Here is a 671-nt window from a genome sequence, read left to right on the forward strand (position 1 = left end):
GGCGGTCACCTGACCCACGGCGCGGCCCCCAACCAGTCGGGCAAGTGGTTCAACGCGGTGCATTACGGCGTGCGCCAGCAGGACAACCTGATCGACTATGACCAGATCGAGGCGCTGGCGAAAGAACACCAGCCCAAGCTGATCATCGCGGGCGGCTCGGCCATTCCGCGCCAGATCGACTTTGCCCGCATGCGTCAGATCGCGGACATGGTCGGCGCCTATCTGCACGTGGACATGGCTCATATCGCCGGTCTGGTGGCGACAGGCGCGCATCCCAGCCCCTTCCCGCACGCGCACGTGGCCACCACCACCACGCACAAGACGCTGCGCGGCCCGCGCGGCGGCATGATCCTGACCAATGACGAGGCGATCGCCAAGAAAGTGAACTCGGCCATCTTCCCCGGCATTCAGGGCGGCCCGCTAATGCATGTGATCGCGGCCAAGGCGGTTGCCTTTGGTGAGGCGCTGCAGCCCGCGTTCAAGGATTACATCAGCCAGGTCGTCACCAACGCACAGGCGCTGTCGGATCAGCTGATCAAGGGCGGTCTGGACACGGTGACCCACGGCACCGACACCCACGTGGTGCTGGTCGACCTGCGCCCCAAGGGCGTCAAGGGCAACGCCACCGAAAAGGCTCTGGGCCGGGCGCATATCACCTGCAACAAGAACGG

1 protein-coding gene is annotated in these 671 nt (G+C 65.3%); it reads left to right on the top strand.

The window, feature by feature from the left end; genetic code table 11:
* Positions 1-671 (top strand): serine hydroxymethyltransferase (locus ACR0NA_RS21640; RefSeq protein WP_480732634.1); only part of this gene is annotated, 671 nt, incomplete at both ends.

It is taken from the genome of Ruegeria sp. C11, assembly GCF_056537725.1.